Genomic DNA, 24,929 nt, shown 5'->3' with positions numbered 1-24,929 from the left:
GATGACGATCCGGTCCGGCCCGGCCCCATCGGAGCTCCCTCTGTCCGCGTTGGAGTTCTGGGCGTTGCCCGTCGAGGAGCGGGAGGCCACGTTCGCGGCCTTGCGGGCGCGGGAGCACCCGGCGTTCTTCAGCGAGATCCCCGTCCCGTTCGTACGGCCGGGCAAGGGCTTCTACGCGCTGGTCCGGCACGCGGACGTCAGCGAGGCGAGCCGCCACCCGGACGTCTTCAGCAGTGAGCCGAGCGCGACCAGCATCCCGGACTTCCCCGCGTACATGGAACGGTTCTTCGGCTCGCTGATCAACTTGGACGACCCGCGGCACGCCAAGATCCGCCGCATCGTGTCGCGCGCCTTCACGCCGAAGATGCTCGCCAAGACCGAGGACGACATCCGGCGACGCGCCGCGCGGATCGTCGACGAGCTGGTCGAGACCGGTCCGGGCGACTTCGTCTCCAAGGTCGCCGTCCGCCTGCCGGTCGAGGTCATCTGCGACATGCTCGGCATCCCCGAGCACTACCACGCCCGGGTGGTCCGGCGGACCAACGTGATCCTCGGCAACTCCGACCCGGAGTACACCGGCGTCACGCCGGGAGCAGAGATGAGCCGGGTCGCCGCCGGCCGCGCGCTGCTCAAGATCATGTGGGCGGCCCGCGACCTGCACCGGCTCGCCGCCCGCCTCGGGCGCGAGCGCATGAAGAACCCGACCGGTGACCTGACCTCGGCCCTGGTGACCGCCAACGTCGACGGCGAGCACCTGACGACCCGCGAACTCGGGTCCTTCTTCCTGCTGCTCGTCGTCGCGGGCAACGAGACGACGCGGACGGCCCTCAGCCACGCGCTGAAGCTGTTCACCGACTTCCCCGACCAGCGGGCCGTGCTGCTGGAGGACTTCGAGGGCCGGATTGGCGGCGCCGTCGAGGAGATCGTGCGCTACTCCACGCCGGTGATCTTCATGCGGCGCAACCTCACCCGCGACCACGAGATGAACGGCCACACCTACAAGGCCGGCGACAAGGTGCTGCTGTTCTACAACTCCGCCAACCGCGACGAGACGGTGTTCGACCACCCGGACGTCTTCGACATCACCCGGGATTCCAACCCGCACGTCGGCTTCGGCGGCCCGGGTCCCCACTTCTGCCTCGGTGCGAACCTGGCCCGCCGGGAGATCACCGTCATGCTCCGGGAGCTGTTCACCCGCCTGCCGGACATCCGCGCCGACGGCGAACCCGACCGCCTGCTGTCCGGCTTCATCAACGGCTACAAGCGCCTGCCCTGCACCTTCACCGGACCCTAGACGCCGCCATCGAAACGGGCGCACACGCTCCACGAGGTACTTCAGAGCGCGGCCGCCCAGGTTTCCGGAGGCCCCGCAGACAGCGAGCATGGCAACGGCTCCTTCATTCTGGTCCCATGCTCTTGAGCAGGCTCCGCATTCTCGTGATATCCGCGGACTGAGCTGAGTGTGCGGAGTCAGCGATCTGCGGGACGATCGGCGAGTGCTTGAGCCATTCGTTCGAGCAGGAGCCTGCGCTCACGCCAGGTGGGCGCGAGTTGGGCGGCGCGCTCCAGTTCTTCGGCCGCCTCGGTGTTCCGGCCGAGGCGGAGAAGGATGTCGCCCCGGACCGCACCGAGCAGGTGGTACCGGGCGAGCCTTCGATCCTCTCGGAGGGAGTCGGCCGCCGCCAGCGCGGCCTCTGGCCCATCGGTGTAGAGCAGCGCCACCGCCCGGTTGAGCTCGATCACGGGAGACGGGGTCAGCTGGGCGAGGGCGTCGTAGAGCGCGACGATGGCGGCCCAGTCGGTGTCGACGAAGGTGGCTGCCCGGGCGTGGTACGCGGCGATGGCGGCCTGGAGTGTGTAGGGCCCGAGTGGGCGGCGCAGACCGGTCGCCCGGTCGAGCATGGCGAGACCGTGGGTGATGAGCGTACGGTCCCAGCGGGTCCGGTCCTGGTGTTCGAGCAGCACCGGTGCGCCGTCCGCATCGGTACGGGTGGGGAACCGCGAGGCCTGCAGTTCCATAAGCGCGACCAGCCCGAAAACCTCGGGTTCACGCGGCAGCAGCCCGGCGAGTACCCGTCCGAGCCGCATCGCTTCCAAGGCCAGGTCTCGTCGTACCCACCTCTCGCCGGACGTCGCCGTGTAGCCCTCGTTGAAGACGAGGTAGACGACTTCGAGCACCGCGCTGACCCGCGCCGGCAGTTCCCCGGCCTGCGGGGATTCGAAGGGAACGCGCGCTTCGGACAGTGTGCGCTTCGCCCGCGAGATGCGTTGGCCGAGCGTGGCGGAAGGGACGAGGAAGGCGTGGGCGATCTCCTCGGTGGTCAGACCAGCGACCAGGCGCAGAGTGAGCGCCACCCGCGACTCGGGCGAGAGTACCGGGTGGCAGGCGATGAAGATGAGCGTGAGCAAGTCGTCGGGAATCGGGTCGAGCGCTTGCTCGGCGGCGTCCGGTGTCCGGTCGTCCAGGTCGGCCGCGAGCAGCGCCGCCTTGCACCGGCCGGCCTCCTCGCGTCGGGCACGGTCGATCGCCTTGTGCCGGGCGGTGGACATCAGCCACGCTCCCGGCCGCAGCGGGATGCCGTCGCGGGGCCACTGTTCGAGGGCGGCCACGAACGCCTCGGAGGCGAGGTCCTCCGCTATCGCGACATCTCCGATCTGCCGGGCGAGCGTGGCGATGATCTGTGGCGACTCGATCCGCCACACCGCCCCGATCGACTGGCGGACATCCATGATCAGGCATCGCCCCGCTCGATGAGCTCCTGGCCCTTCGCAAGCGTCTGGGAGTCGACGACCTCCGCGAAGTCCGCCATGTCGAAGAACGGCCGGATCTCAAGCACCTGCGTTGCGCCGTATCGAGGGTCGAAGGGGCACCGCCTGGCCCACTCCACGGCCTCCGCGAGCGAGCTGACCTCCCAGATCCAGTACCCGGCGATGATCTCCTTCGACTCCGTGAACGGCCCGTCGACCACCGAGGTCTCTCCCGCCGTAAAGACCACCTGGGCCCCGGCGTCGCTGGGCTTCAGACCTTCCCCGGCGAGCAGGATGCCGGCTTTGACGAGTTGTTCGTTGTAGGCCTGCATCTTCTCGAACATCTCCTGGGACGGCTGGCCTTGGCCCTCATCAGCGCCGGTCCCCTTCGTCATCACCATGACGCGCACGATGCGGTTTCCTTCCTTGTCGGTCAGCGCGCGCCGCCGGTACGGCGCAGGATGTCGGCGAGGAGGTCGTAGCCGACCTCGTCGCCTTCACGGATGTCGACGGCCTTCCGCTCACCGTTGCCGAGCGGCCGAAGAAATCCCGGCACGGCCTCGACGCCGACCGCGTCGAACACCATGAACGAGACCTTGTCCCGCGCGACGTGGATCACCGCCGAGTGACGGCCATCGCGAAGGAAGTGGGGCTTTCCATACTGGAACGCTTCCTCGACCCCGGGAATGGTCCGGTGCATCATCTCCCGCAGCCTCGTACACACCTGAGCCTGCCAGGGCTTCGTCTTCTCGATGTAGGCCGTTACGTCGTCGTTCATCCGGTCCTCAAGTGTTCGATCCGACGCTCGTCTCGTCGCGCCTGTCATGCCGCGGCCGGGCGATAGGTGAGCACGACGACGCCCGAGTCGAAGGTGACCGTGTCGACCAGCTTGACCGGACCGGTGCTCTCCGGCCGGAAGAGCGGCTGGCCGTGGCCCTTGATCACGGGGTAGAGCCAGGTGCGGTACTCGTCGAGCAGGCCGGCCGCGGCGAGATCATCGGTGAGGCGACCGCTGCCCCAGATGAGAATATCGGCGCCGTCCTGCTGCTTGAGCTGGCCTACTGTCTCGACCAACTTGCCCCCGGGGACCACGGTTGACGGTCCCCACGCGGCGATGTCGACCGGCTCGGAGGCCACGACGTACTTGGCGATCGAGTTGACGTGGTCGGCGTAGGGATTGCCGCCCATGTTCGGCCACGCCTGAGCCATGCCTTCGTAGGTGACACGGCCGAGCAGCAGCGCGTCGGCACCGAGGGTGAGCTCGAAAGCGTACTTCTGAGCTCCCTCGTCGTTGTACTGGAGCGACCACTCGTGCGGGTTGTCGATGTAGCCGTCGAGCGTCGTGTAGGTCGAAGCGATGATCCTGCGCATGGCAGTCCTCCCATGATGAAGTGATCGGGCTCGGCAGCCCTGACACCCGGTCTTCGAACGGGGGGCCGCGTTTTCGACACCGGCATGAGAAAACTTCGGATCGGTCACGCTACCGACGGCCAGTGACAACGCGCGGAGCCCGGTCACCGTGCCGGAGCAGCGAGGACGGCGTTGCCGGACATCCGCGCCGACGGCGAACCCGACCGCCTGCTGTCCGGCTTCATCAACGGCTACAAGCGCCTGCCCTGCACCTTCACCGGACCCTAGACCCCACCATCGAAGCGGGCGCGAGCGGCCCGGATCTCGGTCTCGTGGTCGACGGCCCACCGGCCCAGCATGAGCAACGGTTCGCGGAAGGATCGTCCGAGGTCGGTGAGGGCGTACTCCACTCTCGGCGGCCGGCCAGGGTGGACGGTCCGGCTGATCAGGCCGTCGCGTTCGAGCGTGCGCAGGGTGCGGGTGAGCACGCGGCGGCTGAGTCCCTGGATCGCCCGGTCCAACTCGTTGAAGCCGTACGGCCGCGCGTCCAGGAGCGACAGCACCAGAACGCCCCACTTCTCGCCGACCCGGCGTAGCACCCCGGTCGCCGGGCAGGTCTCGTGCTCTTCGACCGTCACCGGTGTGGACAGGGCGACGGCGGCGTCACCAGTGGACATGAAAGTGCCTTCTTTCGCGGCCGGTCCGATCGACACAAGATCAGCGTACGTAAGTGATCGGAACCAAGGAGCCATTGCCGTGATCGCTGTCTGCGGAGCCTCCGGAAACCTGGGCGGCCGCACTCTGAAGCACCTCGTGGAGCGCGTCGACGCCTCTCGGGTGGTCGCCCTCTCCCGTACGCCGGACCGGGTCCCCGCGGTGGGGGTGGAGACCCGCGTCGCCGATTTCTCCGACCCCGACGGGCTCGTACGGGCGTTCGACGGGGTCGAACGGCTGCTGATCATCAGTCTTGACGCCATCACGGGCCGGGTGCCGAAGCACGCCAACGCGATCGACGCGGCGGCGAAGGCCGGTGTCGGCCACGTCGTCTACACGTCGGTGGCACGCGCGGGCGAACCGGGGAACCCGGTGCGGGTCGTCCCGGATCATCGGGACACCGAACGTCTGCTGGCCTCGTCCGGGCCGGCGTTCACCGCACTGCGCTTCAATGTGTGGCCCGAGATGCTGACCTACCTCGGGGTCGCGCAGCGGGCGGTGGCCGGTGGGCGGCTGCCCAGCAACGCCGGTGACGGGCGGGTCGGTTACCTCACCCGGGACGACAGCGCCGCCGTCGCCGCCGCGGCGCTGGCCGACGGCGGCTGCGAGGGGCAGTTCCTGGAGGTCACCGGGCCGGAGGCCGTCAGGGACACGGACATCGCGGAGGCGCTGACCGAGGCGTCCGGCCGTCGCGTGCGGCTCATGCCGGCGACGGACGAGGAGATGCCGATGCGTCTCACCGAACTGGGGATGCCGGCACCACTCGCCGAGGCGTGGACCGAAGCCGGTGTCACGCGCCGGGAGGGCTGGTTCGACGTCCTGACCCACGCGGCCGAACGGCTCACCGGTCACCGGCCCACGTCGATCGCCGAGTTCTTCGCGGCCGAACGTGCGACGCTGCTGACCGCCTGACGATCAAGGGCGCTACAGGCCGCCGAGCGGCCTGTAGCGCCTGAACCGCCCTTTGCCGTGAGGCCGTCGGGTCGGACGACGGTACTAGGGGAGGGTGACGAACCGGGCGAGGAAGTCGCGGGCGGGGCCGGCGTCCAGGCGGTAGTCGTAGTTGGTCGCCTTGCAGGCGTCGTCGTCCCCGCTGATCGTCGTGGCCACCAGCAGGTCGGAGTTGCCGAGGAAGTTGGGGCCGCCGGAGTCGCCGTAGCAGGTGCCTCCGTCGCCCGGCTTCAGGTCGAGCTTGAGCCACACGCGGGTGAGGTCGTCATAGGAGATCGACGTCCGGCTGCGCGTGTCGGTGTAGACCAGCTTGGCCTTGCGCGACGCCTTCGTCTGGTTGATCGACCCGTACCCGACCGGCGTGAACTTGGCGTCCCGCAGCGACCCGTCGGCGCGCATCCGGGACAGCAGGCCCGCCGAGGGCAGCTTGGCCGGCTTGATGCCGGCGATCGGCGAGCCGAACACCACGACGGCGATGTCGTGGAGATCGCCCTTGGGGTTGTAGCGCTCGTCCGGGATGTAGCGGCCGCTGTAGACGGTCTCGCCCTGCTGGTAGTGGCTGGCGAAGGTGACGCGCGCGGTCCGCTGGTTCCGGTGACCGCAGTGCGCGGCGGTCAGGAGGACCGTCGGGGAGATGAGCGTGCCGGTGCAGTACGCCCAGGTGCCGTCGGGGTACGGCTTGTCGGCGATGAGGGCGCCGACCGACGGGTGGTCGTTTCCGTCCGGAGATCCATTGGTGATCGCGGAGGCGGGAGAAGCGAGACTAACCAGAAATAGCGCAAATGCAACTATGGGGGCGGCGAAACGCATGAAGGAGACTGTAAGTGGACATATGGCGTTTCTCCAAAAGGATCAGGCAAAGATCTACCTAGCCCTCTACCTGCGGATACGTGATCGGGGTAGGTGATCGAAATTCGCCGGGAAGGGTCCTCGTGATCGCGTTTGAGATCGAATTAAGCCGCCTGGAACGGCGACGAGAACCGGGCCCGCGGCAGCGCCGCGAACCCGCGAATCCGGGGACTTACGAGAGACCGATCCGTCGCGCGGCGCGGTCCCAGGCGGCGTCGTCGCCGCGCGGCCGGTAGACCGTCAGCTCCTGCGTCCGGCGCACGAGCTCGCGCGGGTCGGCGGCCAGCCCGTGCGCGCGGGCCTGCGCCAGCGCGTTGCCGATCGCGGTCGCCTCCACCGGTCCGGCGACGACCGGCAGGCCGCAGGCGTCGGCGGTCAACTGGCACAGCAGCGCGTTGCGCGCGCCGCCTCCGACGATGTGCACGACCTCGACGGACCGCCCGGACAGGCGCGCGGCGTCCCGGATCGCGGCGCGGTGCCCGAGGGCGAGGCTCTCCAGGATGCAGCGGACGATCTCGGCCCGTCCCTCCGGAGGCCGCTGGCCGGTCCGCGCGCAGTACGCGGAGATCCGCGCGGGCATGTCGCCCGGCGGGATGAACGCCTGGTCGCCCGGGTCGACCAGCGCGGCGAACGGCGGGGCGTCCGTGGCCGCGGCCAGCAGCTCGGGCAGCGACGCCTCGGCCCGCCAGGTCCGCAGCGACTCCTGCAGCAGCCACAGTCCCATGACGTTGCGCAGGTAGCGGATGGTGCCACCGACGCCGACCTCGTTGGTGAACCCGGCGGCCCGGCTCTCCTCGGTCAGCACCGGCGCGTCGAGCTCGACGCCCGCCAGCGACCAGGTGCCGCAGGACACGTAGCCGAACCGGTCGTGCTCGGCGGGCACGGCCAGGACGGCGGAGGCGGTGTCGTGCGAGCCGACCGCGGTGACCGGCAGGGACTCCGGCAGCCCGGTCTCGGCCGCGACGTCCGGCCGCAGCGTGCCGATGACGTCGCCCGGCCGGCGCAGCGGCGGGAAGATCCCCGTCGGCAGCCCGAGGCGCTCGATGAAGGCGTACGCCCAGTCGCCCGTCCGCACGTCGTACAGCCCGGTCGTCGAGGCGTTGGTCTGCTCCGCGCCGACCTCGCCGGTCAGCCAGTACGCCAGCAGGTCGGGGATCATCAGCAGCGTGCGCGCCGCCTCCGGGACCGGCGCCGACAGCAGCTGGTACACCGTGTTGAACGGGAGGAACTGCAGCCCGCCGATGTCGTACAGCGTCTGCGCGCCCACCTCGTCGATCAGCTTGTCCATGACGCCGTCGGTGCGGCCGTCCCGGTAGTGGACGGGGTTGCCGATGAGCGCGCCGGCCGGGTCGAGCAGGCCGTAGTCGACGGCCCAGGAGTCCACGCCGACCGAGGTGACGCCGTCGGCGCCCCGCAGCCCCTCGAGGACCTCCCCGTACAGCCCGAGGACGTCCCAGTAGAGGGTGCCCGCCGTGCGGACCGGGCGGTTCGCGAATCGGTGCGCCTGACGCAGCGTCAGCTCGTCGTCCCCGACGCGGGCGATCATGACGCGCCCGCTGGAGGCGCCCAGGTCCACGGCGGCGAACGAACGCGGGGGCATGGCTGCTCCTCCTCAGTCGATGATCACGATGGTGAGCCGGCGCGGCCCGTGGACACCTTCGACGCGGGACAGCTCGATGTCGCTGGTGGCCGAGGGGCCGGACACGAACGTCAGCGGCCGGTCGGGGGAGAGGCGTTCGAGGGCCTCGGGCACGTCCGCCGCGATCCGCGCCGCCTCGACCACGACGACGTGGTGGTCGGGGACGAGCGTGACCGCGCGGCGGCCCTGGCCGGCGCCGTGGTCGAGCACGACCGTGCCGGTCTCGGCGATCGCGACCGCGCAGCCGGTGATCACACCGTCCAGGGCGTCCAGCTCGGCGACCGACACCGGCGGGTCGTCCCGCACGACGTCCAGCCCGCCCGTCGAGGCCCGGGGGCCGCCTCGTTCGGCGTCGAGGCCGTCGGTCGGGGCCGACGGGTCGTCCCGTACGACGTCGAGGCCGCCGGTCGCGGCCTGCGCGTCGTCCCGTACGGAGTCGAGTCCTGCCGTCCATGCCTCGGGCAGGCCGTTCGGCGCGAGGTAGCGGCCGCGCAGCGCGCCGAGCACGCCCGGCAGGTCGGCGCGGCCGATCCGGCGGACCTCAGCGCGGTAGTCGGCGGCGCGCTCGGCGAACAGGCCGACGACGTCGCCGTCGTGGTGGCGGCGGAGGTACGGCCGGGGGATCGCGTCGTACGCCGCGGCGTCCATCGGTGCGTCGCCGAGCCGGCCCAGGATCTCCTCGCGGGCGTTCACGATCGTCTCTCCCACCAGTCGCGGAAGGTCTCTTTCGCGGGGACGGGCGCGTCACGGGTGTCGGTCCAGCGCGCGAGCGGACCCGGCAGCCGCCGGATGCCGCCCTTGCGGCCGAGGGCCCGCCCGGCCGTGCCCGCCAGACGCTGCCCGAAGGCGAGCCGGGCGGGGGAGCGCAGCGTCCAGGCGGCGAACCGCATGGCCGCCCGCTCGGCACGGCCGTGCACGGCGCGCGACCGCAGGTGGACGAGCACCTCGGGGATGTCGATCGCGACCGGGCAGACCTCGTAGCAGGCGCCGCACAGTGTCGAGGCGTACGGCAGCGAGTCGTCCACCGGCGAGCCGCCGCCGCGCAGCTGCGGCGACAGGATCGCGCCGATCGGCCCGGGGTACGGCGACCCGTACGCGTGCCCGCCCGCCCGCTGGTAGACGGGACACACGTTGAGGCAGGCCGAGCAGCGGATGCACCGGAGCGCCTGCCGGCCGACCTCGTCGTCGCGCGTGGCCGTCCGGCCGTTGTCGACCAGCACCAGGTGGAACGTCTGGCCCTCGGTCGCGCCGGACCAGATCGAGGTGTAGGGGTTCATCCGCTCGGCGGTCGACGAACGCGGCAGCAGCTGGAGGAACACCTCCAGGTCCCGCCAGGCGGGCACCACCTTCTCGATGCCCATCACCGAGATCAGCGTCTCGGGGAGCGTCAGGCACATCCGCCCGTTGCCCTCGGACTCGACCACGACGAGCGAGCCGGTCTCGGCGACCGCGAAGTTCGCCCCCGACACGGCCACCTTCGCCGCCAGGAACCGCTCCCGCAGGTGGGCGCGGGCGGCTCCGGCGAGCCGGGCGGGCTCGTCGGTGAGGTCACCGGGTACGCCGGGCATCTCCCGGCGGAAGATCTCGCGGATCTCCGCGCGGTTGCGGTGGATCGCCGGGACGAGGATGTGGGACGGGCGGTCGTTCCCGAGCTGGACGATCAGCTCGGCCAGGTCCGTCTCGTGCGCGCGGATGCCCTCGGCGGCGAGCGCCTCGTTCAGGCCGATCTCCTGGGTGGCCATCGACTTGACCTTGACGACGTCGGTCTCGCCGGTGGCCTTGATCAGGTCGGTGATGATCCGGTTCGCCTCGGCGGCGTCCCGAGCCCAGTGCACCGTGCCGCCCCGGGCCGTCACCTGCTCCTCCAGGAGCCGCAGGTAGTGGCCGAGGTGCTCGATCGTGTGGTCCTTGATGCGTTTGCCCGCCTCCCGTAGTTCTGCCCAGTCCGGCAGTTCGGCCACGGCGGCGGCCCGCTTGGCGCGGATCGTGGTGGTGGCGTGCGCGAGGTTCCGGCGCAGCTGCGTGTCGCGTACGGCCTCTCGCGCCGCGTCCGGGAAGGCGGGCATCCCGACGTACGTCGGCATCCGGGCCCCGTCGTGCGTGGGCATGGTCGGTCCTCGTTCGCCGATCCGGTCGTTCATTCGGTGGCCGCCAGGATCTCGGCCAGGTGCAGGGTCCGTACGCCGGTCCGGAGCCGGGACAGCAGGCCGCCGATGTGGGCGAGGCAGGAGTTGTCCGCCGCGCACACCACCTCGGCGCCGGTCTGCCGGATCCGGGCGACCTTGTCCGCGCCCATCGCCGCCGACACGTCGGGGTTCTTCAGCGCGAAGGTGCCGCCGAAGCCGCAGCACTCGGCCGCGTCGGGCAGCTCGACGAGGTCGATGCCGCGCACCGCGCGCAGCAGCCGCAGCGGCCGGTCCCCGAGGCCGAGGGCGCGCAGGGAGTGGCAGGTCGGGTGGTAGGTGACGCGGTGCGGGAAGTACGCGCCGACGTCCTCGACGCCGAGCACGTCGACGAGCAGCTCGGACAGCTCGTGGACGCGCGGCGCGGTCCGAAGAGCCTCCTCGGCCAGCGCGTCGTCGCCGACGGTGCGGGCCACCCGCGCGTGGTTCTCGCGGATCATCCCCGCGCAGGACGCCGACGGAACGACGACCACGTCGTACGGTTGGAACGTTTTAACGAAATCTCTGACCAGTGGCCCGCACTCCCGGTCGTACCCGGTGTTGTAGTGCATCTGGCCGCAGCAGGTCTGCTCGGCGGGGAAGACCACCTCGTGCCCCAGCCGCTCGAGCAGCGTCACGACCGCCTTGCCGGTGCCGGGGTACAGCGTGTCGTTGAAGCAGGTGACGAACAGGGCGACGCGCATGTCAGCGGCTCGATTCGCGGACGACGAGTTCGGGCTGGAACATGATCTGCTGGTGCGCGTGGCCCGTCGGGGAGTCGCACTCGTCCAGCAGCAGCTCGGTGGCGATCTTGCCGAGCTGGTAGGTCGGCTGGCGGATCGAGCTGAGCGGCACCGCCGCCGCCGAGGAGAACTCGATGTCGTCGTAGCCGATGAGGGAGACGTCGTCCGGCACCCGCACCCCCGCCTGGGACAGCGCGCGCAGCACGCCCAGCGCGAGCAGGTCGTTCGCGCAGAAGATCGCGTCCGGGAGCTCGCCGGACAGGAGCTTCTCGGCGGCGAGCGCGCCGCCGCTCGCGTTCATCTCCGGCACGACCACGTCCTCAAGAGCGCGGGCGGGCAGCCCCGCCGCGCGCAGCGCGCGCCGGGCGCCCTTGCGCCGGTCCGTGCACTGCCGGATCGCCAGGGGGCCGGTGACGTACGCGAGCCGCTCCGCGCCCCGGGCGAGGAGGTGGGCGACGGCCAGGTCCCCGCCGGCGACGTCGTCGACGGACACCGAGCACACGTCCCCGGTCGCCGGGTGGTCGACCAGGACGACCGCGACTCCGCGCTGACGCAGCAGGTCCAGGCGGGAGAGGTCCTCGTCGGTCGGCGTGATCAGGACGCCGCGGACCCGCTGCTCGGCCAGGACCCGCAGGTTACGGGCCTCCCGCTCGGGTGACTCGCCGGAGTTGCACAGGATGACCGCGTGGTCCCGGTCGCTGACGACGTCCTCGACGCCGCGCGCGACCGCGACGAAGAAGGGGTTGCCGACGTCGAGCACGACCAGGCCGATCGCCCGGCTCTGCCCGGCCCGCAGGGTCGCGGCCGAGCCGTTGCGGACGAAGCCCAGCTCGCGGATGGCCTGCTCGACGCGGGCGCGCGTCGCCGCGGCGACGCGTTCGGGCCGGTTGAGCACGTTCGACACCGTGCCCGGCGACACGCCCGCGCGCTGCGCGACCTCCCTGATCCCCACGGTCCCCAACGCCGGTACCTCTTCTCCGAATGTGATGGCGTTCACTGTGACGACTGAATTAAAACGTGTCAACAGGCCCCGCGGAGGTCGTTCGACGAGACCCGGCGGTGACCTGGTCGTTATCTCGGCTATATATCCGCAGGTCATCGTGCAGGTAGCTGGCCGCGAACGAGGGCCCGCTCGAAACTCACCCTTGACGTGACCGCGCTCACAGACTTAGCGTCCCGGGTCAATCGCGTTAAAACGTTTTTATTCCGTTCACTTCCGGAGGGACCATGAGCGAGCGGAGCGAGCGAATCGAAAGCACAGTGCGCCTGGTCACTCCTCCGACGAAGGAGGCCGCGTGACTGAGTCGCCTCCGATCCTCGCCCTGGCGAGCGTCAGCAAGGCGTTCGGCGCGGTGCGGGCTCTGCAGGACGTCTCCCTGGAGCTGTGGGGCGGAGAGATCCACGCGCTCGCCGGCGAGAACGGGGCGGGCAAGTCCACCCTCGTCAAGATCCTGGCGGGGGTGCACCGGCCCGACGAGGGGCAGGTGCTGCTGGACGGCCGCCCGAACGAGTTCCACGGTCCCGGCGACGCGCAGCACGCGGGCGTCGCCGTGATCTACCAGGAGCCCACGCTCTTCCCCGACCTGTCGGTCGCGGAGAACATCTTCATGGGCCGCCAGCCGCGCGCCCGCTTCGGCCGCATCGACCGCCGCGCCCTCCGGGCCGAGACCGCGAAGCTGTTCGAGCGGCTGGGCGTCGCGCTCGACCCGGACCGGCCCGCGCGCGGCCTGTCCATCGCCGACCAGCAGATCGTGGAGATCGCCAAGGCGATCTCCCGCGACGCCCGCGTACTGATCATGGACGAGCCGACCGCGGCGCTGTCCGGCAACGAGGTCGCGCGGCTGTTCGCCGTCGCCCGCACCCTCCAGGAGCAGGGCTGCGCGCTGCTGTTCATCTCCCACCGGCTGGAGGAGATCTTCGACCTCTGCCAGCGGGTGACGACGCTGCGCGACGGCCGCTACATCTCCACTGAGACGCTCGACGAGCTCACCCCCGACGACCTCGTGCAGCGGATGGTCGGCCGCGAGCTGGACGCGCTCTATCCCAAGCAGGAGACGACACCCGGCGAGACCGTGCTGACGGTGTCCCGGCTGACCCGCGAGGGCGTCTTCACCGACGTGTCCTTCGAGGTACGCGCCGGGGAGATCGTCGCACTGGCCGGCCTCGTCGGCGCCGGGCGCAGCGAGGTCGCCCGCGCGATCTTCGGGGTCGACCGCTACGACGCGGGCAACGTTCAGGTCGGGACGACTCGGCTGCGGGCCGGCAGTCCCACCGCCGCGATGTCCGCCGGGATCGCCCTGGTCCCCGAGGATCGGCGCCAGCAGGGCCTGGTCATGGAGGGCTCGATCGAGCGGAACATCGGCCTGACCCAGCTGCGCTCCCTGCGCCGCGGCCCGATCATCTCCCGGAAGGTCGAACGCGACCGGGCCGCCGACTGGGCGATCCGGCTGCAGCTGAAGTACGCGCGGCTCAGCGACGCCGTCGGCGTGCTGTCCGGCGGCAACCAGCAGAAGGTCGTCCTCGCCAAGTGGCTGTCGACCGAGCCGTCCGTGCTGATCGTCGACGAGCCCACGCGCGGCATCGACGTCGGCACCAAGGCCGAGGTGCACCGCCTGCTGTCGGAGCTGGCCGGGCAGGGCCTCGCCGTTCTGATGATCTCCTCCGACCTGCCGGAGGTGCTCGGCATGGCCGACCGCGTGCTGGTGATGCACGAGGGCCGGCTCGCCGCCGAGATCTCCCGGGAAGAGGCCACCGAGGAGACCGTCATGGCCGCCGCCACCGGCCGTACCCGACAGGAGGCCGCGTAAATGGCTGCCGTAACGGCAGACGCCGGCGGGCGCCGGCTCGTCGACACCGTCCTGCGGGCGCGGGAGCTGAGCATCCTCGCCGCCCTGATCGTCCTCGTCGCCGTGACGACGGCGGTGAACTCCTCGTTCCTGTCGTCGCAGGGCATCAAGGACATCTTCCTCAACGCCTCGATCCTCGCCCTGCTGGCCGTCGGGCAGACGATGGTGGTCGTCACCCGCAACATCGACCTGTCCGTCGGGTCGGTGGTCGGCCTGGTGGCGTTCGCGTCCGGGAAGTTCGTCGCCGGGCACGACCGCAACGTGCTGCTGGTCCTCCTCCTCGGGATGGCCATCGGCGCGGTCTGCGGACTGGTCAACGGCGTGCTCGTCAGCTTCTTCAAGGTCCCGGCGCTCGTGGTGACGCTCGGCACGCTGTACGTCATCCAGGGCCTGGACTACTACTGGGCGCACGGGCAGCAGATCAACGCCGCCGACGTGCCCTCGTCGCTGCTCGACCTCGGCAACGGCAGCGTGCTCGGCATCCCGTACCTGCCGCTCATCACCGTGGTCGTGATGCTCGCGGTCGGGCACTACCTGCGGGCCTACCCGTCGGGCCGCGAGTTCTACGCGATCGGCTCCAACCCGGACGCCGCGCGGCTCGCCGGCATCGCGATCCGCAAGCGGATCCTCACGGCCTACCTCGTGAGCGGCGTCCTCGCCGGACTCGCCGGGGTGCTGTGGCTAGCCCGGTTCGGCACGGTCGTCGCGGACGCCGCGCACGGCTGGGAGCTGCGGGTGGTCGCCGCCGTCGTCGTCGGCGGCGTGGCCATCGTCGGCGGACTCGGCAGCGTGTACGGCGCCGCGCTCGGCGCGCTCCTGCTGACCACGATCGGCAGCGTCCTGGTGGTGCTGAAGGTGAACTCCTTCTGGCAGGACGCCATCGCCGGTCTGCTGCTGCTCCTCGCGATCAGCGTCGACCGCCTGCTCGGCCTGCGCGTCACCCGCGCCCTGCGAAGGAGGAACGCCCGCCATGGCGCCTGAAGCCCCCGCCGCCGAGGCCCGCCCCGTGCCGGCGCGCGCCGAGGCCCCCCGCCCGCTGACCCGGTTCATCCGCTGGGACGTCATCGTCACGGCCCTGCTGATCGTCGTGTTCGCCGGCGGCGCGCTCGGCACCTCGGACTTCGCCACGAGCGACAACCTGTCCTTCGCCCTGGACGACCTCAGCGAGATCGCGCTCATCGCGCTGCCGATGACACTGCTGGTCGTGGCCGCCGAGGTCGACCTGTCCGTGGCCTCGGTGCTGGGCCTGTGCAGCGCGCTGTTCGGCGCGCTGTGGGACGCCGGGTGGGCGATCGAGATGATCATCCCGCTGCTCCTGGTCGTCGGTGCGGTGGCCGGCCTGGTCAACGGCGTGCTCGTCACCCGGCTGGGACTCCCGTCGCTGGCCGTCACGATCGGCACACTGACCCTCTACCGGGGTCTCGCGTACGTCGTGCTCGGCACCAAGGCGGTCGCGCAGTTCCCGCAGAACTACGCCGACCTGGCCACCAAGACCGTGCCCGGAACGCCGATCCCGTACCCCTTCGCGCTGTTCATCCTGCTCGCCGTCGTGACCGCGATCGTGCTGCACGCCACCGGCCTCGGCCGCGCGCTGTTCGCGATCGGCGCGCAGGAGGAGGCGGCGTTCTTCGCCGGGATCCGGGTCAAGCGCATCAAGCTGCTGCTGTTCGTGGTCTCCGGGATCGTGTCGGCGTTCGCCGGCGCCGTCTACACGCTGCGGTACGGCAGCGCCCGCGCCGACAACGGCCTCGGCCTGGAACTGGCCGTCATCGCCTCGGTGCTGCTCGGCGGCGTCGACTTCGACGGCGGCAAGGGCACGCTCGGCGGCGTCGTCGCCGGCGTGCTGCTCATCGGCCTGCTCCGCAACCTCCTCATGCTCCGTGACGTCGCGACCGAGATCCAGTCGATCGTCACGGGTCTCCTCCTCATCGTCTCCGTCCTCACGCCGCGGATCGCGGCATCGGTACGCGAGGCCCGACGACATCACCGCAGCACCTCCGCCGCCTCCTCCTGAATCAGCGCCCGAAGAAAAGGAACCCCCATGATCAAGCGCCCCCTGGCGGCCGTGGCCATCGCCACCGCCCTCGCCGTCGGTGCCGCCGCCTGCGGCGGAACGACGAAGAACTCCTCGTCCGGCGACGACAAGGGTGCCGCGGCGAGCACCGGCGGCAAGGCGGACCCGAACGCGCCCCTCAAGAAGGGCCTTAAGGTCGCCTTCCTCCCCAAGCAGGTCAACAACCCGTACGAGACGATCGTCGACAACGCGGGCATCGCCGGGGCCAAGGAGTACGGGGGCGACGCGAAGGAGGTCGGCCCGTCCGACGCGTCCGCCTCCTCGCAGATCTCCTACATCAACACGCTGATCCAGCAGCGGATGGACGCGATCCTCATCGCGGCCAACGACCCGAACGCCGTCTGTGGCCCGCTCAAGCAGGCGATGACCCGCAAGATCAAGGTCGTGTCGTACGACTCCGACGCGTCCAAGGACTGTCGCGACGTCTTCATCAACCAGGCCAGCTCCGAGGAGATCGGCCGCAGCGAGATCAAGCTCATGTCCGAGCTGGTCGGCGGCAAGGGCAAGATCGCGATCCTGTCGGCGACCGCGAACGCCACGAACCAGAACACCTGGATCGGCTTCATGAAGGACGAGCTGAAGAAGCCGGAGTACTCCGGCATCCAGCTGGTCAAGGTCGCCTACGGTGACGACGACGACCAGAAGTCCTTCCAGCAGACGCAGGGTCTGCTGCAGGCGTACCCGGACCTGAAGGGCATCATCGCCCCGACCACGGTCGGCATCGCCGCCGCGGCCCGCTACATCTCCGGCTCGAAGTACAAGGGCAAGGTCGCCGTCTCCGGTCTCGGCACGCCGAACCAGATGCGCAAGTTCGTCAAGGACGGCACGGTCAAGAAGTTCGAGCTGTGGGACCCGAAGAACCTCGGCTACCTCGCGTCGTACGCCGCCGCCGCCCTCGCCTCCGGCCAGATCACCGGCGCGGAGGGCGAGAAGTTCAAGGCCGGCAAGCTCGGCGAGCGCACCATCGGCAAGGACGGCGAGGTCATCCTCGGCCCGCCGACGGTCTTCGACAGCAGCAACATCGACCAGTACAACTTCTAGGCGACCGGTGGCGGGGCCGCCGGGCGCGGCCCCGCCACGTCGCGGGAGGAGCCCTCGTGCAGCGCGTCTGTTTCCTGCTGAAGGTCAGGCAGGACCGGCTGGATGAGTACCGCGAACGGCATCAGGCGGTGTGGCCGGACATGCTCACCGCCCTGCGCGCGGCCGGCTGGCGCAACTACAGCCTCTTCCTGCGCGACGACGGGCTGCTCGTCGGCTACCTGGAGACCGACGACTTCGACGCGGCGCGCGCGGCCATGGAGCGCACCGAGGTGAACGCCCGCTGGCAGGCGGAGATGGCGCCGTTCTTCGAGGACCTCGAAGGACAGCGCCCGGACGAGGGCCTGCTGCGGCTCGACGAAGTCTTCCATCTCGACTGACGATCGGGGATCACGAACGATGACAACGGACACAGCCCAGGCCAAGGCGGCACTGCGGACGCAGCGCATCGAGACGCCGTCGTGGGCGTACGGCAACTCCGGCACCCGGTTCAAGGTCTTCGCCCAGCAGGGCGTGCCGCGCACGCCGCAGGAGAAGATCGACGACGCGGCGCAGGTGCACCGGTACACCGGCATCGCGCCGAGCGTCGCGCTGCACATCCCCTGGGACAAGGTGGACGACTACGCCGCGCTGGCGGAGCACGCCCGCGAGCGGGGCGTCCAGGTCGGCACGATCAATACGAACGTCTTCCAGGACGACGACTACATGCTGGGCAGCGTCACCAACCCCGACCCGGCGGTGCGCAAGAAGGCGCTGAACCACCTGCTCGAGTGCGTCGACATCATGGACGTGACGGGCTCGCGCGACCTGAAGCTGTGGTTCTCCGACGGCACGAACTACCCGGGCCAGGACGACATTCGCGCCCGGCAGGACCGCCTCGCCGAGGCCTTGGCCGCCGTCTACGAGCGGCTCGGCGACGACCAGCGGTTCCTGCTGGAGTACAAGCTGTTCGAGCCGGCGTTCTACACCACCGACCTGCCGGACTGGGGCACGTCGTACGCGCACTGCCTCAAGCTCGGCCCGAAGGCGCAGGTGGTGGTCGACACCGGGCACCACGCGCCGGGCACGAACATCGAGTTCATCGTGGCGTTCCTGCTGCGCGAGGGGAAGCTCGGCGGCTTCGACTTCAACTCCCGCTTCTACGCCGACGACGACCTGATGGTCGGCGCCGCCGACCCGTTCCAGCTGTTCCGGATCATGCACGAGGTGATCCAGGGCGGCGGGTACACCGACGAGATCGCGTTCATGCTCGACCAGTGCCACAACATCGAGCCGAAGATCCCCGGCCAGATCCGCTCGGTGATGAACGTGCAGGAGGCCACCGCCAAGGCGCTCCTGGTCGACGTCGAGGCGCTGCGGGCGGCCCAGAAGGCGGGCGACGTGCTCGGCGCGAACGCCGTGTTCATGGACGCCTACAACACCGACGTCCGGCCACTGCTCGCCGAACTGCGCGCGGAGATGGGCCTGGCCCCGGACCCGATGGCGGCGTACGCCCGGTCCGGTTACTTCGAGAAGATCCGCGACGGACGCAAGGACGGCCAGGCGGCCGGCTGGGGAGCGTGACGTCGATGCTCCGCAGAGCACTGGCGGTGGCCGCCTGCGCGGCGCTGGCCGGCGGCCTGGTCGACGCCGCGCCGGCGGTGTCGGCCACCCGGCCGGGGCCCTCGGCGCGGGTGGTGCGCGACACGCTGCTGGACCCGTCGGGCATCTACTTCGTCTCCTACGACGGGCTGGTGAACCAGAACCCGTTCCAGATGAGCGGCATCCTCACCTACGGCGGCTACCAGTACGTCGCCTGGTACCACGCGGACCGCTACGTCAAGATCGCCCGGCGGCGCGCGCCGGAGGGCGCGTGGCAGACCATCACGCTGCCGCACCAGCTGACGACCGACGACTCCCACAACGTCATCTCGATGGGGATCTCGCCGCGCGACGGCCGCATCCACATCGCGATGGACACCCACAACACGCCCGTCTTCTACGTCAAGTCCGTGGCCGGGCTGGCGAACCACCCCGCCACGTGGGACGCGAGCGACTTCGGACCGGTGCAGCAGACCCTCGACGGCCTCGACCTCGGCAACATCACCTACCCGCAGTTCATCGTCACGCCCGAGAAGAAGCTGCAGTTCGTGTACCGGACCGGCCAGGGCTCCGGCAACGGCGTCAACCGGCTCGCCGAGTACGACGGCGGGACGTGGCGGCAGGTCGGCACATGGTCGAGCGCGACCGGGAACTACACCGCGAACGGCGTGACCAGCACGACCCGCAACATGTACGTCCACGGCCTGGACTACGGCCCGGACGGCCGCCTGTCCGTCGCGTTCACCTGGCGGGAGGGCAACCAGGGCGTCCTGTGCGCCCCCGGCGGGCTGGACAACCACGACATCGGCTACGTCTACAGCGACGACCGGGGCCGTACCTGGCGCAACAGCGCCGGTCAGGCCGTCGGCGCCACGGGCACCGCGCCGGTGTCGATCGACGCGCCGGGGCTCACGGTCGACCCGATCGGCGTCGACCGCGGACTCATCAACCAGGAGGGCCAGGCCGTCGACTCCGCCGGCGACCCGCACGTGATCGAGAGCTACGTGCCGGCGGAGGCCAAGTCCTGCGTGACGAACTACGTCGCCGACCGTACGGCCTACGGGCGGGACTACCACCTGTGGCGGGACTCCTCCGGGACCTGGCACAAGACGCAGATCCCGGTACCGCTGAACGCCACCGGCCGGTCGAAGATCGTCTTCGACCGGGACGACAACGCCTACGTGATCATGCCGTTCGGCCGGGTCGTCGCCGCGAGCAGGGCGAGCGGCTGGACGGACTGGAAGGTCCTGTACGACGCCAAGACGCTGAACGCGTTCGGCGAGGTCGACGTCGACGCCTCCCGGCTCCGCTCCCAGGGCCTCCTGTCCTTCATGTACCAGCAGAAATCGACCGGGACGACCCCCTCGGCCGTCCGGGTCATCGACTTCCGGATCGGCGCACGCCGGTGACCACCGGCCGTTTCCCGAGCGACCCCACGAAGATTCAAGGAGTGACCTGATGACGGGCAACCCGCCCGAGGTGGACCAGCTGCTCGAGCGTTCGCACGCGCTCGGCTCCGACCCGCGCAACACGAACTACGCCGGCGGCAACGCCTCCGCCAAGGGCGTCACGCAGGACCCGGTGACCGGCGGCGACGTCGAGCTGATGTGGGTGAAGGGCTCGGGCGGCGACCTCGGCACGCTCAAGGAGTCGGGCCTGGCGGTGCTCCGCCTGGACCGGCTGCGCGCGCTGGTGAACGTCTACCCGGGCGTCGAGCGCGAGGACGAGATGGTCGCGGCGTTCGACCACTGCGCCTTCGGCAAGGGCGGCGCGGCGCCGTCGATCGACACGGCCATGCACGGCCTGGTGGACGCGGTCCACGTCGACCACCTGCACCCGGACTCCGGCATCGCGATCGCGACCGCCGCCGACGGCGAGGAGCTCACCCGCCGGATCTTCGGCGACCGGGTCGTGTGGGTGCCCTGGCGGCGTCCCGGCTTCCAGCTCGGCCTCGACATCGCGGCGATCAAGAAGGCCAACCCGCAGGCCATCGGCGTCATCCTCGGCGGCCACGGCATCACCGCGTGGGGCGACACGAGCGAGGAGTGCCAGGCCAACGCGCTGGAGATCATCCGCACCGCCGAGGCGTACATCGCCGAGCACGGCCGGCCCGACCCGTTCGGCGCGGTGATCCACGAGACGCTGCCGGAGGCCGAGCGGCGCGAGCGGGCCGCCGCGCTGTTCCCGCTGATCCGCGGGCTCGCCTCGACCGACCGGCCGCAGGTCGGCCACTACACCGACTCCCCGGAGGTCCTGGACTTCGTGGCGCGGGCCGAGCACCCGCGGCTCGCGGCGCTTGGCACCTCCTGCCCGGACCACTTCCTGCGCACCAAGGTCAGCCCGCTCGTGCTCGACCTGCCGCCGACCGCGCCCCTGGAGGACGTCAAGGCCCGGCTGCGCGAGCTGCACGAGGCCTACCGGGAGGAGTACCGCGCCTACTACGAGCGGTACGCCACCGAGGACTCCCCGGCGATGCGCGGCGCGGACCCCGCAATCGTGCTCGTGCCCGGTGTCGGGATGTTCAGCTTCGGCAAGGACAAGCAGACCGCCCGGGTCGCCGGCGAGTTCTACGTCAACGCCATCAACGTGATGCGCGGCGCCGAGGCCCTGTCCTCCTATGCGCCGATCGCGGAGTCGGAGAAGTTCCGCATCGAGTACTGGGAGCTGGAGGAGGCCAAGCTGCGGCGCATGCCGAAGCCCAAGCCCCTCGCCACCCGCGTCGCGTTCGTGACCGGCGGCGGCTCCGGCATCGGCGCGGCCACGGCACGCCGGCTGGCCGCCGAGGGCGCCTGCGTGGTCGTCGCCGACCGGGACGCCGGCGCGGCGGAGAAGATCGCGGCCGAGATCGGCGCCTCCGCGCTGCGGGCTTCCGACGTCGCGGCCGCGGTGGCCGTGGACGTCACCGACGAGGAGCAGATCGCGGCTGCGCTGCGCGAGGCGGTGCTGGCCTTCGGCGGCGTCGACCTGGTCGTCAACAACGCCGGCCTGTCGCTGTCCAAGCCGCTGCTGGACACCACCGTCGCCGACTGGGACCTGCAGCACGACGTCATGGCCCGCGGCTCGTTCCTCGTCTCCCGCGAGGCGGCCCGCGTCATGGTCGAGCAGGCCCTCGGCGGCGACATCGTCTACATCGCCTCGAAGAACTCCATCTTCGCCGGCCCGAACAACATCGCCTACAGCGCGGCAAAGGCCGACCAGGCGCACCAGGTGCGCCTGCTGGCCGCCGAGCTCGGCGAGCACGGCATCCGCGTCAACGGCGTCAACCCCGACGGCGTCGTCCGCGGCTCCGGCATCTTCGCCGGCGGGTGGGGCGCCAAGCGCGCCGCCGTGTACGGCGTGCCGGAGGACAAGCTCGGCGAGTACTACGCCCAGCGGACCCTGCTCAAGCGCGAGGTGCTGCCCGAGCACGTCGCGAACGCCGTCTTCGCCCTCACCGGCGGGGATCTGACCCACACCACCGGGCTGCACGTCCCGGTGGACGCGGGGGTGGCAGCCGCCTTCCTCCGCTGAACCACCGTGGGGCGGCGCGCCGCCACGCGCCGCCCCCACGGCCGCACATCGGGGTTGCTCAATCCGCCGGATCCCAGAGAGGGAGAGCCCAGGGATGCGACTGGCTTCGAACCTTCGACGAAGACCCTTCCACGTCCTCGCCTGCCTCGCGCTCGGCGCGACGACCACGCTCGTGGCCACCTCGCCCGCGCGGGCCGGCGCGGACACGCGGGCCGCGAACGCGCTCGCCCACCTGCCCGCGCCGAACTGGCGCCACTACGTCCAGGGGACCTCCCACCGCGAGGTGTCGCCGGTCCGGGTCGCCTCCACCGCCGGCGACGTGACCGACCCCAAGGGCCTGGTCGGCGCGGGGACGACCACCCTGCACCGCGAGGCGCCGAAGCCCAAGCCGGCCTGGCCGTCCGGCACCGCGGCCACGGCCTCCTCCTTCCACGCGCCGAACGGCGGCAACGACGGCACGCCCACCTCGTACGGGCCGGGCAACGCCGTCGACGGGGATCCCAAGACGTTCTGGAACGACGAGAACCCCGACACGTATCCGGCCTGGCTGCAGATCACCAGTCCCACCCCGGTGAAGCTGCCGGGGATCACCGTGCTGTCCAACAGCGACGGTGTCCCGATGGACTTCACCGTCGCCACGTGGAACGGCTCGGACTGGGTCACCCAGGCGACGGTGACCGGCAACACCGACGTGCAGCGCGCCGTGACGTTCCCGCAGGAGGTCACGACCGGCCAGGTGCGCATCACGGTCACCAAGGACCAGCCCAGCTCCCGGGGGGACTTCACCCGGATCAACGAGATCTATCCCGGCGTCGTCACCGATCCGGCGCAGTCGAGCGTCACCCTGGACTTCGGCAAGGTCGTCGTCGGCTACCCGAAGATCCGATTCGGTGGTGCCTCGGCCGACCATCCCGGCGTGCGGCTGGCGTTCTCCGAGACCCTGCAGTACCTCACCGACCGCTCCGACTTCACCCGCTCCGACTTCTCCGGCGGCCCGGGCACCGACCAGTACGCCCCGCCGGAGACGTCCACCACCTGGACCGACACGAAGGGCTGCCAGAGCGGTACGAAGGTCTGCGCGGACGGCCTGCACGGCTTCCGGTACCTGAAGATCAGCCTGGACGCCCTCGACAGCGACGCCCCCGCCGCGCGGCCGTACGGCACGGTGAAGATCGAGGACGTCGCCCTGGAGTCGACCGCGCTCCCGGGAGCGGCGGGCACCTACAAGGGCTGGTTCGAGTCCTCGGACCGGGCCCTCAACCAGTACTGGTACAACGCGTCCTACACGAACGAGCTGGTCACCGACACGTTCCGGCCGACCGACGTCGAGCCGCGGAACGCCGACAGCCCGAGCCTGGACGGCAAGCTGGTCCTGCACGACGGCGCCAAGCGCGACCGTGACCCGTACGTCGGCGACGTCGCCGTGTCTGGCCGCACCGACTACCTCACCCACGCGGTGCCCGAGGCCGCCCGCAACGTCCTCGCCGACCTGGCCGACCACCAGCGCGCCGACGGCTGGATCCCGCCCGCGTCGATCGGCAACTACACGCTCCCGCTGTTCGACTACCCGCTGTGGTGGGTGACCTCCAGCTCGGACTACGTGCTCTACACGGGCGACACCGCGTACGCGGCGAAGTACTACCCGAACCTGATCAAGACCCTCGATTCCTGGTACCCGTCGGTCACCGACTCCCACGGGCTGCTGTCGAAGGGCCTGAACGGCACCGGCGGCTACGGCGACTACGCGTTCCTGCCCCGCACCGGCGAGGTCACCTACTACAACGCCCTCTACGTCCAGGCGCTGAACGACGCGGCCGGCCTGGCCCGCGCCCTCGGCCACGGCGCCGACGCGGACCGCTGGCAGCAGCGCGCGCAGACCGTCGCGAAGGCGATCAACACCTACCTGTGGGACGCCAAGACCGGCGCCTACCTGGACTCCGGCACCGGCGAGGTCCGCCACGGGCAGGACGGCAACGGCATCGCGATCGTCGCCGGAGTCGCCTCCCCGGACCAGGCCGGCTCGGCGCTCGCCCACCTCGCCAAGGCGACGGCCCAGCCGTACGGCAACGCCTTCATGGACAACGACACGCTCGTCTCGGACGGCAGCAAACGGGTCTACGCCTTCACCTCCTACCCGGAGATCCAGGCGCGCTTCCTCTCCGGCCAGGCCGACTCCGCCATCGAGGAGATCAAGCGGCTCTACGGCTGGATGACGAACCACGACCCCGGCATCACCGACTGGGAGGGCATCGGCGAGAACGGCTCCCTGTACGAGGGCGCCTACACCTCGATGGCGCACGGCTGGTCGACGGGCGTCGTGCCGGCGCTCAGCAACGACCTGCTCGGCGCCGTGCCGACCGGTCCCGGCTTCAGCACCTGGGCCGTACGGCCGAACCCGGGCTCGGTGACCTGGGCCCGCGGCGAGCTGCCCACCCCGCACGGCGCGCTGCGGGTGACCTGGACCCAGGGACACGGCGCCGTCCTGACCCTGGCCGTCACCGCCCCGGCCGGCACGTCCGGCGACATCGCGGTGCCGACCGGCGGCAAGCGGGTCACCGTGCGCGTCGACGGCAAGGTCGCCTGGGACGGCGGCGCCGCGCTCGCCTACCAGGCGACGAGCGACGGCGGCCACATCACGCTGCACGGTGTCCGCGCCGGCTCGCACACGGTCCAGGTGACGGCCCGGTGACGGGGGAGGCCCGCGGCTGAGCAGACCACGGCGGG

Annotated in this window: 22 protein-coding genes; 11 read left to right on the top strand and 11 right to left on the bottom strand. The window is 70.8% G+C overall.

What is annotated here, in order from left to right; all coding sequences use genetic code 11:
- The first annotated feature begins 1 nt into the window (after window position 1).
- A complete protein-coding gene (locus tag ABEA24_RS12680) occupies window positions 2-1,294 on the top strand; it encodes a cytochrome P450 (protein WP_345430948.1) in 1,293 nt (430 codons plus the stop codon).
- A gap of 176 nt (window positions 1,295-1,470) precedes the next feature.
- On the opposite strand, the gene ABEA24_RS12675 is transcribed toward ABEA24_RS12680, so the two are convergent.
- The 5 genes from ABEA24_RS12675 to ABEA24_RS12655 form a co-directional block, all read right to left on the bottom strand.
- Window positions 1,471-2,730, bottom strand: coding sequence for an RNA polymerase sigma factor (locus ABEA24_RS12675; protein ID WP_345430946.1), 1,260 nt, complete (start codon window positions 2,728-2,730; stop codon window positions 1,471-1,473).
- Between the two features lie 2 nt (window positions 2,731-2,732).
- The gene (locus ABEA24_RS12670; protein WP_345430945.1) at window positions 2,733-3,149 is read right to left on the bottom strand and encodes a YciI family protein; all 417 of its coding nucleotides are present in this window, start codon (window positions 3,147-3,149) and stop codon (window positions 2,733-2,735) included.
- A gap of 32 nt (window positions 3,150-3,181) precedes the next feature.
- On the bottom strand, window positions 3,182-3,526 hold the full coding sequence (locus ABEA24_RS12665) for a DUF1801 domain-containing protein (protein ID WP_345430944.1): 345 nt from the start codon (window positions 3,524-3,526) through the stop codon (window positions 3,182-3,184).
- Between the two features lie 44 nt (window positions 3,527-3,570).
- A complete protein-coding gene (locus tag ABEA24_RS12660) occupies window positions 3,571-4,119 on the bottom strand; it encodes a dihydrofolate reductase family protein (RefSeq protein ID WP_345430943.1) in 549 nt (182 codons plus the stop codon).
- Between the two features lie 263 nt (window positions 4,120-4,382).
- Window positions 4,383-4,775, bottom strand: coding sequence for a winged helix-turn-helix transcriptional regulator (locus ABEA24_RS12655; protein ID WP_345430942.1), 393 nt, complete (start codon window positions 4,773-4,775; stop codon window positions 4,383-4,385).
- 79 nt (window positions 4,776-4,854) lie between these two features.
- On the opposite strand from ABEA24_RS12655, the gene ABEA24_RS12650 reads away from it, so the two are divergent.
- Window positions 4,855-5,724 (top strand): NAD(P)H-binding protein, encoded by an 870-nt coding sequence (locus ABEA24_RS12650; protein WP_345430941.1) that lies wholly within the window; start codon window positions 4,855-4,857, stop codon window positions 5,722-5,724.
- An 84-nt stretch (window positions 5,725-5,808) separates the two neighbouring features.
- On the opposite strand, the gene ABEA24_RS12645 is transcribed toward ABEA24_RS12650, so the two are convergent.
- The 6 genes from ABEA24_RS12645 to ABEA24_RS12620 all read right to left on the bottom strand — a co-directional run bounded on the left by ABEA24_RS12645 (window position 5,809) and on the right by ABEA24_RS12620 (window position 12,153).
- Window positions 5,809-6,573, bottom strand: a complete 765-nt coding sequence (locus tag ABEA24_RS12645; RefSeq protein WP_345430940.1) for a S1 family peptidase — start codon at window positions 6,571-6,573, stop codon at window positions 5,809-5,811.
- Between the two features lie 211 nt (window positions 6,574-6,784).
- Window positions 6,785-8,212 carry a rhamnulokinase gene (locus tag ABEA24_RS12640; RefSeq protein ID WP_345430939.1) on the bottom strand — a complete coding sequence of 476 codons (1,428 nt, stop codon included), beginning with the start codon at window positions 8,210-8,212 and terminating at the stop codon, window positions 6,785-6,787.
- A 12-nt stretch (window positions 8,213-8,224) separates the two neighbouring features.
- Window positions 8,225-8,959 (bottom strand): LutC/YkgG family protein, encoded by a 735-nt coding sequence (locus ABEA24_RS12635; RefSeq protein ID WP_345430938.1) that lies wholly within the window; start codon window positions 8,957-8,959, stop codon window positions 8,225-8,227.
- Window positions 8,941-10,317, bottom strand: coding sequence for a lactate utilization protein B (locus tag ABEA24_RS12630; protein ID WP_345431431.1), 1,377 nt, complete (start codon window positions 10,315-10,317; stop codon window positions 8,941-8,943). The genes ABEA24_RS12635 and ABEA24_RS12630 overlap by 19 nt, the downstream gene beginning before the upstream one ends.
- Before the next feature lie 71 nt (window positions 10,318-10,388).
- Window positions 10,389-11,117, bottom strand: a complete 729-nt coding sequence (locus ABEA24_RS12625) for a (Fe-S)-binding protein (RefSeq protein ID WP_345430937.1) — start codon at window positions 11,115-11,117, stop codon at window positions 10,389-10,391.
- A gap of 1 nt (window position 11,118) precedes the next feature.
- Window positions 11,119-12,153, bottom strand: coding sequence for a LacI family DNA-binding transcriptional regulator (locus tag ABEA24_RS12620; RefSeq protein ID WP_345430936.1), 1,035 nt, complete (start codon window positions 12,151-12,153; stop codon window positions 11,119-11,121).
- Between the two features lie 298 nt (window positions 12,154-12,451).
- Here ABEA24_RS12620 and ABEA24_RS12615 point away from each other — a divergent pair, with 298 nt between their 5' ends.
- The 9 genes from ABEA24_RS12615 (at window position 12,452) to ABEA24_RS12575 (ending at window position 24,894) form a co-directional block, all read left to right on the top strand.
- Window positions 12,452-13,963: a sugar ABC transporter ATP-binding protein gene (locus ABEA24_RS12615; RefSeq protein WP_345430935.1), complete on the top strand. Its 1,512-nt coding sequence runs from the start codon at window positions 12,452-12,454 to the stop codon at window positions 13,961-13,963.
- Entirely contained in the window at window positions 13,964-14,983 is a 1,020-nt protein-coding gene (locus ABEA24_RS12610; protein ID WP_345430934.1) for an ABC transporter permease, read from the top strand.
- A complete protein-coding gene (locus tag ABEA24_RS12605; RefSeq protein ID WP_345430933.1) occupies window positions 14,973-16,016 on the top strand; it encodes an ABC transporter permease in 1,044 nt (347 codons plus the stop codon). Before ABEA24_RS12610 ends, ABEA24_RS12605 begins: the two co-directional genes overlap by 11 nt.
- 27 nt (window positions 16,017-16,043) lie before the next feature.
- Window positions 16,044-17,117, top strand: coding sequence for a rhamnose ABC transporter substrate-binding protein (gene rhaS, locus ABEA24_RS12600; protein ID WP_345430932.1), 1,074 nt, complete (start codon window positions 16,044-16,046; stop codon window positions 17,115-17,117).
- A 56-nt stretch (window positions 17,118-17,173) separates the two neighbouring features.
- The gene (locus ABEA24_RS12595; RefSeq protein WP_345430931.1) at window positions 17,174-17,494 is read left to right on the top strand and encodes an L-rhamnose mutarotase; all 321 of its coding nucleotides are present in this window, start codon (window positions 17,174-17,176) and stop codon (window positions 17,492-17,494) included.
- 19 nt (window positions 17,495-17,513) lie between these two features.
- Window positions 17,514-18,677 carry an L-rhamnose isomerase gene (gene rhaI / locus ABEA24_RS12590; RefSeq protein ID WP_345430930.1) on the top strand — a complete coding sequence of 388 codons (1,164 nt, stop codon included), beginning with the start codon at window positions 17,514-17,516 and terminating at the stop codon, window positions 18,675-18,677.
- A gap of 5 nt (window positions 18,678-18,682) precedes the next feature.
- Window positions 18,683-20,104 carry a BNR repeat-containing protein gene (locus ABEA24_RS12585; RefSeq protein ID WP_345430929.1) on the top strand — a complete coding sequence of 474 codons (1,422 nt, stop codon included), beginning with the start codon at window positions 18,683-18,685 and terminating at the stop codon, window positions 20,102-20,104.
- A 49-nt stretch (window positions 20,105-20,153) separates the two neighbouring features.
- Entirely contained in the window at window positions 20,154-22,205 is a 2,052-nt protein-coding gene (locus tag ABEA24_RS12580) for a bifunctional aldolase/short-chain dehydrogenase (protein WP_345430928.1), read from the top strand.
- Window positions 22,206-22,299: 94 nt separating this feature from the next.
- Window positions 22,300-24,894 (top strand): alpha-L-rhamnosidase-related protein, encoded by a 2,595-nt coding sequence (locus ABEA24_RS12575; RefSeq protein ID WP_345430927.1) that lies wholly within the window; start codon window positions 22,300-22,302, stop codon window positions 24,892-24,894.
- The last annotated feature ends 35 nt before the right edge of the window (window positions 24,895-24,929 follow it).

The sequence above is a fragment of the Actinoallomurus vinaceus genome, from assembly GCF_039542055.1.
Classification (GTDB): Bacteria; Actinomycetota; Actinomycetes; order Streptosporangiales; family Streptosporangiaceae; genus Actinoallomurus; species Actinoallomurus vinaceus.
The sequence above is the reverse complement of the archived record's forward strand: the minus strand, read 5'-3'. Positions and strand labels throughout refer to the sequence as shown.

Excerpts from the sequence above, each read along its gene's own strand:
- ABEA24_RS12680 (WP_345430948.1), top strand. The coding sequence starts at position 2 with ATGACGATCCGGTCCGGCCCGGCCCCATCGGAGCTCCCTCTGTCCGCG.
- ABEA24_RS12675 (WP_345430946.1), bottom strand. The coding sequence starts at position 2,730 with ATGGATGTCCGCCAGTCGATCGGGGCGGTGTGGCGGATCGAGTCGCCA.
- ABEA24_RS12670 (WP_345430945.1), bottom strand. The coding sequence starts at position 3,149 with ATGGTGATGACGAAGGGGACCGGCGCTGATGAGGGCCAAGGCCAGCCG.
- ABEA24_RS12665 (WP_345430944.1), bottom strand. The coding sequence starts at position 3,526 with ATGAACGACGACGTAACGGCCTACATCGAGAAGACGAAGCCCTGGCAG.
- ABEA24_RS12660 (WP_345430943.1), bottom strand. The coding sequence starts at position 4,119 with ATGCGCAGGATCATCGCTTCGACCTACACGACGCTCGACGGCTACATC.
- ABEA24_RS12655 (WP_345430942.1), bottom strand. The coding sequence starts at position 4,775 with ATGTCCACTGGTGACGCCGCCGTCGCCCTGTCCACACCGGTGACGGTC.
- ABEA24_RS12645 (WP_345430940.1), bottom strand. The coding sequence starts at position 6,573 with ATGCGTTTCGCCGCCCCCATAGTTGCATTTGCGCTATTTCTGGTTAGT.
- ABEA24_RS12640 (WP_345430939.1), bottom strand. The coding sequence starts at position 8,212 with ATGCCCCCGCGTTCGTTCGCCGCCGTGGACCTGGGCGCCTCCAGCGGG.
- ABEA24_RS12630 (WP_345431431.1), bottom strand. The coding sequence starts at position 10,317 with ATGCCCGCCTTCCCGGACGCGGCGCGAGAGGCCGTACGCGACACGCAG.
- ABEA24_RS12625 (WP_345430937.1), bottom strand. The coding sequence starts at position 11,117 with ATGCGCGTCGCCCTGTTCGTCACCTGCTTCAACGACACGCTGTACCCC.
- ABEA24_RS12610 (WP_345430934.1), top strand. The coding sequence starts at position 13,964 with ATGGCTGCCGTAACGGCAGACGCCGGCGGGCGCCGGCTCGTCGACACC.
- ABEA24_RS12605 (WP_345430933.1), top strand. The coding sequence starts at position 14,973 with ATGGCGCCTGAAGCCCCCGCCGCCGAGGCCCGCCCCGTGCCGGCGCGC.
- rhaS (WP_345430932.1), top strand. The coding sequence starts at position 16,044 with ATGATCAAGCGCCCCCTGGCGGCCGTGGCCATCGCCACCGCCCTCGCC.
- rhaI (WP_345430930.1), top strand. The coding sequence starts at position 17,514 with ATGACAACGGACACAGCCCAGGCCAAGGCGGCACTGCGGACGCAGCGC.
- ABEA24_RS12585 (WP_345430929.1), top strand. The coding sequence starts at position 18,683 with ATGCTCCGCAGAGCACTGGCGGTGGCCGCCTGCGCGGCGCTGGCCGGC.
- ABEA24_RS12580 (WP_345430928.1), top strand. The coding sequence starts at position 20,154 with ATGACGGGCAACCCGCCCGAGGTGGACCAGCTGCTCGAGCGTTCGCAC.
- ABEA24_RS12575 (WP_345430927.1), top strand. The coding sequence starts at position 22,300 with ATGCGACTGGCTTCGAACCTTCGACGAAGACCCTTCCACGTCCTCGCC.